The sequence below is a fragment of the Micromonospora sp. NPDC000207 genome (assembly GCF_040300925.1).
In the GTDB taxonomy this organism is placed as follows: Bacteria; Actinomycetota; Actinomycetes; order Mycobacteriales; family Micromonosporaceae; genus Micromonospora.
On record NZ_JBEPEQ010000173.1, the window covers coordinates 1 to 8,203 of the forward strand.

Annotated in this window: 5 protein-coding genes and 1 pseudogene; all 6 read left to right on the top strand. The window is 72.2% G+C overall.

The annotated features are described in order from the left end of the window. The coding region (locus ABT336_RS25975; RefSeq protein ID WP_350900002.1) for a UDP-N-acetylmuramoyl-L-alanyl-D-glutamate--2,6-diaminopimelate ligase at positions 1–1,255 on the top strand (1,255 nt) is incomplete at its 5' end. Continuing rightward, positions 1,252–2,655 (top strand): UDP-N-acetylmuramoyl-tripeptide--D-alanyl-D-alanine ligase, encoded by a 1,404-nt coding sequence (locus ABT336_RS25980; RefSeq protein WP_350900004.1) that lies wholly within the window; start codon positions 1,252–1,254, stop codon positions 2,653–2,655. The genes ABT336_RS25975 and ABT336_RS25980, both read left to right, overlap by 4 nt. Beyond that, the gene (gene mraY / locus ABT336_RS25985; RefSeq protein WP_350900006.1) at positions 2,652–3,785 is read left to right on the top strand and encodes a phospho-N-acetylmuramoyl-pentapeptide-transferase; all 1,134 of its coding nucleotides are present in this window, start codon (positions 2,652–2,654) and stop codon (positions 3,783–3,785) included. Before ABT336_RS25980 ends, mraY begins: the two co-directional genes overlap by 4 nt. A gap of 203 nt (positions 3,786–3,988) precedes the next feature. Next, positions 3,989–5,474: pseudogene (locus ABT336_RS25990) on the top strand (FtsW/RodA/SpoVE family cell cycle protein). Further along, on the top strand, positions 5,474–6,580 hold the full coding sequence (gene murG / locus ABT336_RS25995) for an undecaprenyldiphospho-muramoylpentapeptide beta-N-acetylglucosaminyltransferase (RefSeq protein ID WP_350900008.1): 1,107 nt from the start codon (positions 5,474–5,476) through the stop codon (positions 6,578–6,580). Before ABT336_RS25990 ends, murG begins: the two are co-directional and overlap by 1 nt. Positions 6,581–6,614: 34 nt before the next feature. Further along, a complete protein-coding gene (gene murC, locus ABT336_RS26000) occupies positions 6,615–8,105 on the top strand; it encodes a UDP-N-acetylmuramate--L-alanine ligase (RefSeq protein ID WP_350900010.1) in 1,491 nt (496 codons plus the stop codon). Positions 8,106–8,203 lie beyond the last annotated feature (98 nt).

An 8,203-nucleotide genomic window follows, 5' to 3' on the forward strand; every position in this document is an offset into this window, starting at 1 on the left:
CGGGCTACCGGCCCTGGTGGTCGCCGACCCCCGCGCGGTGCTCGGCGAACTCGCCTCGGCCGTCTACGGCGACCCGACGGCGCACCTGACAGTCATCGGGCTCACCGGCACCGCCGGCAAGACCTCCACCGCCTACCTGGTCGAGTCGGGGCTGCGGGCCGCCGGCCACGTCACCGGCCTGATCGGCACCGTCGAGACCCGCCTCGGCGACCTGGTGGTCGACAGCGTCCGGACCACGCCGGAGGCGACCGATCTGCACGCCATGCTCGCGGTGGCCCGCGAGCGCGGGGTCACCGCCGTGGTCATGGAGGTCTCCAGCCACGCGTTGGCGATGGGCCGGGTCGGCGGGGTCCGCTTCACCGTCGGCGGCTACACCAACTTCGGCTCCGACCACCTCGACTTCCACGCCGACTCGGCCGACTACTTCGCCGCCAAGGCGCAGCTGTTCGACGGGCGCTGCCAGGTCGAGGTGCTCAACCTCGACGACCCGGCACTGGACCCGTTGGTCAAACCGGCCACTGTCGGCTACTCCGCTGCCGGGGACCCGACCGCCGCCTGGTGGGCCGAGAACCTCGACGACGACGGGTACGCCCAGCGGTTCACCGCGCACGGCCCCGACGGTCTGGTCGTGGCGGCCGGCGTGGCGCTGCCCGGCCGGCACAACGTGGCGAACGCGTTGCTGGCCCTCGCCGCCCTGGTGGCCGCCGGGGTCGACCCGGTCACCGCGGCGAAGGGGGTGGCCGAATGCGGCGGGGTGCCGGGCCGCCTGGAGCTGGTCACCGCCTCTCCGGTGCGCGGCGTGGTGGACTACGCCCACAAGCCGGACGCGGTCGTCGCCGCGCTGGCCGCGCTCCGGGAGCTGAGCGCCGGGCGGTTGATCTGCGTGATCGGTGCCGGTGGCGACCGGGACCGGGGCAAACGCCCGGTGATGGGCGAGGCTGCGGCGAAGGGAGCCGACGTGTTGCTGGTGACCGACGACAATCCACGGACCGAGGATCCGGCCGCGATCCGGGCCGAGGTGCTGGCCGGGGCGTACCGGGCCGGTGGGACGGCGCGGATCGTCGAGGTGCCCGGCCGTCGGGCGGCCATCGACGAGGCGGTACGCCTGGCCGAGCCGGGTGACGTGGTGGCGCTGCTCGGCAAGGGGCACGAACGCGGGCAGGAGATCGGCGGCGAGGTGTTCCCCTTCGACGACCGTACGGAGCTGGCCGACGCGCTGCGGATCCGCTTCGGTGACCTGGCAGGCCGCCGATGATCCCGCTGAGCCTGACCGAGGTCGCCGCCGCCGTCGGTGGCCGGGTGGTAGCCGCCGACGGCGCGACCCGGGTCACCGGGCCGGTGGAGTTCGACTCCCGCAAGGTCGTCCCCGGCGCGCTCTTCGTCGCCTTCCCCGGTGAGAAGGTCGACGGGCACGACTACGCCGCCGTGGCGGTCGCCGCCGGTGCGGTGGCGGTGCTGGGCACCCGGGAGGTGCCCGGGGTGCCGATGGTTCTCGTCGACGACGCGTTGCCGGCGATGGGTCGGCTGGCCCGTGCGGTGGTCGACCGGCTGCCCGGCCTGACAGTGGTGGGGCTGACCGGCTCCTCTGGCAAGACCGGCACCAAGGACATGATCGCGCAGGTCACCGCCCGGCTGGGGGAGACCGTCGCACCGCCCGGGTCGTTCAACAACGAGCTGGGGCACCCGTACACCGCGTTGCAGGCCGGGCCGACCACCCGTTACCTGGTGATGGAGAAGGGCGCCCGGGGGGTGGGGCACGTGCGCTACCTCTGCGACGTGGTGCCGCCCCGGATCGCCGTGGTGCTCAACGTCGGGGTGGCGCACATCGGCGAGTTCGGCTCCCGGGAGACCATCGCGCTGGCCAAGGGGGAACTCGTCGAGGCGCTGCCCGCCGACGGGCTGGCGGTGCTCAACTCCGACGACCCCCTGGTCGAGGCGATGGCGGGTCGGACCGCCGCCCGGGTGGTCAGGTACGGCGAGGCGGCGCACGCCGACGTCCGGGCCGTGGACGTGACCGGCGACGAGCGGGGACGGTCGGCGTACACCCTGGTCACCCCCGAAGGGAGCGCACCGGTCCGGTTGGCGCTGACCGGCCGGCACCAGGTGTCGAACTCCCTGGCGGCGGCGGCGGTCGCCCGTGAGCTGGGGATGCCGGTGGCCGAGATCGCCACCGCCCTGGGGGAACTGCGGCTGGTCTCCGCCCGTCGGATGGACGTCTTCGACGCCGCCGGCGGGGTGACTGTCGTCGACGACTCGTACAACGCGAATCCGGCGTCGATGGCGGCGGCGCTGCGGGCGCTGGCCGGTCTGGCCGACGGTCGGCGCAGCGTGGCGGTGCTCGGATACATGGCCGAGTTGGGGCCGTTCGAGCGGGACGGACATCTGGAGGTGGGCCGACTCGTGGCCGACCTCGACATCGACCGGCTACTCGTGGTGGGTGAGCCGGCTGCGCCGATCCATGAGGGCGCGACAGCAGTCAGTGACTGGGGAGGAGAGTCGGTGCTGCTCACCGATCAGGCGGCGGCCGTCGAGGTGCTGCGCAGCGAGCTGAGGCCAGGGGACGTGGTCCTGGTCAAGGGCTCCCGGTACCGCACCTGGGAGGTGGTCGACGCGCTGCGCGCCGATGCCACCGCCGGCGAGGGTGGCCGGGCATGAGGGCGGTCATCATCGCCATCGGCGTGGCCTTCCTGGTCTCGCTCTTCTGCACCCCGATCGCGATCAGGGTGTTCACCCGGCTCAAGGCCGGGCAACCGATCCGGACCGACGGCCCGCAGATGCACCAGGGGAAGAAGGGCACCCCGACCATGGGTGGCGTGGTGTTCATCCTCGCCACGGTCATCGCGTACGTCGCCGGGCACCTCGCCCTGACCACCCTGCCGGACGCGCAGATCGCCCAGGTCGAGCCGACGGTCACCGCGCTGGTGCTGCTGGGCCTGATGGTCTTCTGCGGCGCGGTGGGGTTCGTCGACGACTTCCTCAAGGTCCGCAAGCGGCACAGCGGTGGTCTGAGCGCCCGGGGCAAGCTGCTCGGGCAGATCCTGGTCGGTGGGGTCTTCGGGGTCGTCGCGCTGTACTTCCCGAGCTCGATGACCGACTCCAGCGGGGAGCTGACGAACACCGAGACGGTGGGCAGCACCACGCTGAGCTTCATCCGGGACATCCCGGCGCTGGACGTCACCAAGATCGGCGCGGTGATCATCTTCATCTTCGTGGTGATGGCGGCGACGAACGGGGTGAACCTCACCGACGGTCTCGACGGCCTGGCCACCGGCGCCTCGGTGATGGTGCTCGGCGCGTACGCGGTGATCGCGTTCTGGCAGTACCGGCACTGGTGCGCCGACCCGACGTACACCGCCAACCCGAACAACTACTGCTACACCGTCCGGGACCCGTTGGAGATCGCCCTGATCGCCGGTGCCGCCGCCGGAGCCTGTGTGGGCTTCCTGTGGTGGAACACCTCGCCGGCCCGGATCTTCATGGGTGACACCGGGGCGCTCGGGCTCGGTGGTCTGATCGCCGGGATGGCGATGTCCACCCGTACGCTGCTGCTCCTGATCATCATCGGTGGGCTCTTCGTGATCATCACCATGTCCGTGGTGATCCAGATCATCTCGTTCAAGACCACCGGCAAGCGGGTCTTCCGGATGTCCCCCCTGCAGCACCACTTCGAGCTGGCCGGGTGGAGCGAGGTCAACATCGTGGTCCGGTTCTGGATCATCGCCGGGATCGGGGTTGCGATCGCGTTGGGCCTGTTCTACAGCGACTTCCTCGCCAACATGGGCTGACCCCGGACCGACGGACCGGGGCGTGCGCCCGGACCGACGAGAGGTGCCGGAAGGGTCCCTTGTACCACGCGTTGCGTGGAACAGGGGGCCCTTCCGTCGTACGGGTTCGACACGCCGAGTCGGGCGTTGGGCGGGTGGCCGTCGGCGGAAGAGGCCATGATGGGCAGGTGGGGGAGGATCGGGGCGTCGACGGGGCGACGGATGTGCGGCAGCGCCGCACCACGGGAGCCGGCCGAGGCTCCGACGCGCCACCACAGTCGCGCCCGCTGGATCCGACCGGGCCGCTGGCGGCCCTGCGCGGCCTGCTGGCCCGCCCGCTGGCCTCGTACTACCTGCTGATCTCCAGCGCCGGTCTGCTGCTGGTGATCGGGTTGACGATGGTCTTCTCCGCGACCAGCGTCCGGGAGTACGCCACCGGCGGCAACGCCTTCGCCGCGCTGACGAAGCAGGCGATGTTCGCCGTCATCGGCATCGGCGCGTTCTGGTTCTGTCAACGGTTGCCCGCCCGCACCTACCGGGCGTTGAGCCGACCCGCCCTGCTGGTGGCGGTCGGGCTGCTCCTGCTGCTCAACCTGCTGCTGGTGGTGGCCCGGTTGCTCAACCAGGAGACGGCGCGGTTCGGCCCCCTGGAGGCCAGGCTGCTCTGGCTGTTCATCGGCGGGATCCAGGTGCAGCCCTCGGAGCTGGCCAAGTTCGCCCTGGTCCTGTGGGGGGCGCACGTACTGGCCCGCAAGGGCGCGGCGCTGGGCTGGTGGCGGGAGTTGGCGACCCCGCTCTTCCCGGTGGTCGTCCTGCTCTTCGTCCTGGTCGGCTACAACGACGTGGGGACCATGCTCTGCCTGCTGGCGGTGGTGGTCGGGCTGCTCTGGTCGGCCGGGGTCCGGATGCGGGTCTTCGCCACCCTGTCGGTGGTCGGGTTGGCCGGAGTGGGGCTGCTCATCGCCGCCGCCTCGCTCGGGGCGGGCTCCGGTGAACGGGGCCAGGAGAACTACCGGCTGGCCCGGCTGACCCTGTTCATCAGGCCGCCGGACGAGTGCTTCGAGTCCGGGTGCTACCAGATGGGGCAGGCCCGCAACGCCATCGACAACGGCGGGTGGTTCGGCGTCGGCCTGGGCAAGAGCGTACTCAAGTGGGACTGGCTGCCCGAGGCGCAGAACGACTTCATCTTCGCCATCGTCGCCGAGGAACTGGGGGTGGTGGGCTGCGCGGTGATCCTCGCCCTCTTCGCGGTGCTCGCCTACACGGGACTGCGGATCGCCCGCCGGGTCGACGACTCCTTCCGCCGGTTGGCCGCCAGTGCTGTCACCGCCTGGCTGGTCGGACAGGCGGTGATCAACATCGGCGGTGTCGTCGGACTGCTGCCCGTCACCGGGGTTCCCCTGCCCTTCATCTCCGACGGCGGAAGTGCCCTGGTCGTGACGTTGGCCGCGATCGGGATGCTGGCGTCGTTCGCCCGCGCCGAGCCGGATGCGGCCCGAGCCCTGCATGCCCGTCCACCGGCCCGATGGGTCCGACTACTCTGGGCCCCGTTGCCGCCGCTCCCCGCCGGGCGTCGCCGGCCGGCGCCGAAGGCTGCCCGGAATCCGGTGCCGAAGGCGCGGACGCGGCGACAGGAGAGCCCCGGCCGCACCGCGCGGCGACCGGCCGACCCGGACCGGCGCCGGGGCGGCGACTGAGAGGAGACGTTGATGGGTCCGCTGCGTTCGGTGGTGCTCGCGGGAGGTGGCACCGGGGGGCACATCTACCCGCTGCTCGCCTTCGCCGACTGCCTGCGCCGACACGACCCCGGCGTCCGGATCACCTGTCTGGGCACCCCCAAGGGCCTGGAGAACGAGCTGATCCCGCCGCAGGGCTACGACCTGCGGCAGATTCCGGCGTACCAGCTGCCCCGGTCGGTCAACATGAACCTGGTCAAGACCCCGGGTCGGATGTGGACGGCGGCCCGCGCCGCCGGCCGGATCCTGGAAGAGGTGAGCGCCGACGCCGTGGTCGGCTTCGGCGGGTACGTCTCGGTCCCGGCCTACCTGGCGGCGTGGCGACGGGAACTGCCCATCGTCATCCACGAGGTGAACGTGCCACCGGGGGTGGCCAACCGGTTGGGGATGAAGTTCACGAAGAACGTCGCCGTGGGCTTCCCGCACCAGCCGCAGCAGGCCGAGGCGCTGCGCGACGCCCGGGTGGTCGGGGTCCCGCTGCGTCGGGGGATCGCCGGGCTGGACCGCACCGCCCACGTCGCCTCCGCCCGGGCCCACTTCGGACTCCGCCCCGACCTGCCGGTGCTCTTCGTGGCCGGCGGGTCGCAGGGGGCCCGCTCGATCAACCTGGCGGTCTCGGGGGCGGCCAAGGAACTGGCCCGCAACGGCATCCAGGTGCTGCACGTCATCGGTGCCCGCAACGAGCCGGTGCCGGTCCCGACCGACCTGCCGGTGCCGTACGTGACACTGCCGTACCTGTCCCAGATGGAGGCCGGGTACGCCGCCGCGGACCTGATGCTCGGCCGGGGCGGGGCGATGACCTGTGCCGAGGTGGCCGCCATCGGGCTGCCCACGATCTACGTGCCCTACCCGCACAGCAACCAGGAGCAGAAGCGCAACGCCCTTCCTGTCGTGGAGGCCGGCGGCGGACTTCTGGTCGACGACGGTGAACTCACCCCGGACTGGGTCGAGCGGACTGTGATCCCGCTGATCCGTGACCCTCGCCGGCTGGCCGCGATGGGCGCCGCAGCGTCCGGGTACGGGCGCCGCGACGGTGACGAGGCGCTGCTGAACTTCGTCTACGAGGCGGTCAACCGGTGAGCGCCGCACCGACCGCGACTGGAAGGTATCCGTCATGAACACCGCGCAGTTCACCCCGGCCGGCACCCTGACCGCCGAAGACCTGGGCGCCATCCACCTGATCGGGGTGGGTGGGGTCGGCATGAGCGGACTGGCCCGGCTCTTCCTCACCAGGGGGCTGCCGGTCTCCGGGAGTGAGCTGCGGGAGTGGCCCTCCCTGGCCGGGATGCGGGCGCTGGGCGGAACCGTCCACATGAGCCACGAGGCGGCCAACCTGGACGGCGTGGACACCGTCGTCTACTCCACGGCGATCCCGCAGGACCACGTGGAACTCGTCGAGGCCCGCCGTCGGGGTCTGCGGGTGCTGCACCGCTCGGAGGCCCTCGCGGCGGCGATGACCGGCCGTCGGGCCGTGGCGGTGGCCGGCACCCACGGCAAGACCAGCACCACCTCGATGGTCACCATGGTCCTGCAACAGGCCAACCAGGACCCGTCCTTCGTCATCGGCGGGGAGATCTCCGAGGTCGGCTCCGGCGCCCACCACGGCACCGGTGAGTACTTCGTGGTGGAGGCCGACGAGAGCGACCGCTCCTTCCTCATCTACCGCCCGTTCGTCTCGGTCGTCACCAACATCGAGGCCGACCACCTCAACACCTACGGCGACCTGGCCACTCTGGAGGCGGCGTTCGCCGAGTTCGCCCGCCTCACCGACCCAGACGGGTTCATCGTCACCTGCGCCGACGACCCCGGTACCCGCCGGTTGGCCGAGAAGCTGCGCGCCGAGGGGCGCCGGGTGCACACCTACGGTGAGGCGGACGACGCCGACCTGCGGCTGACCGAGATGGCCTCCTCCGCCCAGGGGGTGCGCTACCTGGCCGAGATCGACGGTCGGCGGCTGGGTGAGCTGCGGATGCCGATGCCGGGGCGGCACATGGCTCTCAACAGCGCCTCGGCGGTGCTGACCGCGTACCTGCTCGGGTTGCCGGTCGAGGCGGCGGAGGCGGCGCTGGGCACGTTCCCCGGGGTGCGACGGCGCTTCGAGCGCAAGGGGGTCGCGGACGGGGTCCTGGTCTACGACGAGTACGCCTACCACCCGACCTCGATGACCCTGGCCCTGCAGACGTTGCGCGAGGTGGCCGCCGACGGACGGCTGATCGTCGTCTTCCAGCCGTACCGGGTCTACCGCACCCGGGACCTGCAGGCCGAGATCGCCGCCGCCCTGGGCATCGCCGACGAACTGGTCCTCCTGGAGGTCTTCGGCCCCGGTGAGCTGCGCGGGCCGGGCGAGGGGTCGGCCGCGCTCGTCGAGGTGGTCCCGTTGCCGGCCGACCGGAAGGTCTTCGTGGACTCCTGGGACGACGCCCCGGTGGAGGTGGCCCGTCGGGCCCGACCGGGCGACGTGGTGGTGACGATGGGCGCGCCGCCGATCTCCCTGATGGGTGACCAGTTGCTCGACGCGCTGCTGGCCCGCACCGGTACCGACGCCGGCCCGACCCCGTCGACCGCCGCGACCGGACCGGACGGCGCGGCGCCCGCCGAGGCATGAGACAGGGACCGTCCCGGGGTCGACCGGTCGGCCCGGACGGCGCTGGTCGGCGGGGGACCGACAGCGGTGGTGGCCGTCGGGGCACCGAGGGCGCCGGC